The organism is Ruixingdingia sedimenti (assembly GCF_031432425.1).
Taxonomy (GTDB): domain Bacteria; phylum Pseudomonadota; class Alphaproteobacteria; order Rhodobacterales; family Rhodobacteraceae; genus Ruixingdingia; species Ruixingdingia sedimenti.
In genome coordinates, this window is sequence record NZ_JAVKPH010000127.1 from 1 (window position 1) to 802 (window position 802).

1 protein-coding gene is annotated in these 802 nt (G+C 60.1%); it reads right to left on the minus strand.

The features are described 5' to 3' along the window. Positions 1–631, minus strand: a 631-nt coding sequence (locus RGD00_RS23425; RefSeq protein WP_310459635.1) for a sigma factor-like helix-turn-helix DNA-binding protein, incomplete at its 3' end; no start/stop codon positions are given. Positions 632–802: the final 171 nt, after the last annotated feature.

An 802-nucleotide genomic window follows, 5' to 3' on the forward strand; every position in this document is an offset into this window, starting at 1 on the left:
CAACGACCTGTGGCACGCCGCCCAGATAGGCGAACAGCCCGACATGGGCCGCAATCCAGTCCTCAAGGCCTTCGCTGGCAATAGCCACAGCATAGGTATAGCTGGAAGCCCCCATCGCAGCGACAAACAGCTTGGCCTCGCTGACCTCACCCGTGGCCGGATCGACGATGTCGATCGTGTCACCCGCAAAATCGATAAATACCTTCTCACCGCCGACATGCGTTTGCCGCATGCTCGGTCGGACGCGCCCTTTCCACGCCTCAAAATGGGTGCAAAACCAGGTGTAACCAAACCCGTTGGGGTGCTGCGCACGATATTCCTGCCACAGCAACATGCGGGTCACGTTGCGACGGCGCAGCTCTTTATCGATCTCCGCCCAATCCGGAACCGGGCGGTCCGGGTCAGATACATCCGATGCGTTTGGAAACAACAACAACTCGAGGCTGTCGTCATCCAGACCGTCCGGCAGCGGCCACGCCAAGCCAGCGTCGCGCGCGCGGCACAGGTAGGTCCCAACACTTCCTTTCCCAAGCCCCAGCGACGCCGCGATCGCACGTTCGCTCAGCCCTTGGGCAAATCTCAATCTCAATACGTCCCGAATGCGGCGCATGGTCAAACGTCCTGTCGGCATTCCAATCCTCCTGTTCTTCAGGAGGCGGAGTAACTTCAGTTCGTTGGCCAGTCCTGCCCATGATCGCGTGAAATCACTGCCCGCGATCCCGTGAAACAGGTGCCCGCCTTCCCGTGAAATCGCTGCCCGCGATCAGCTGAAATCAGTGCCCGCGATCCCGTGAAACACGCA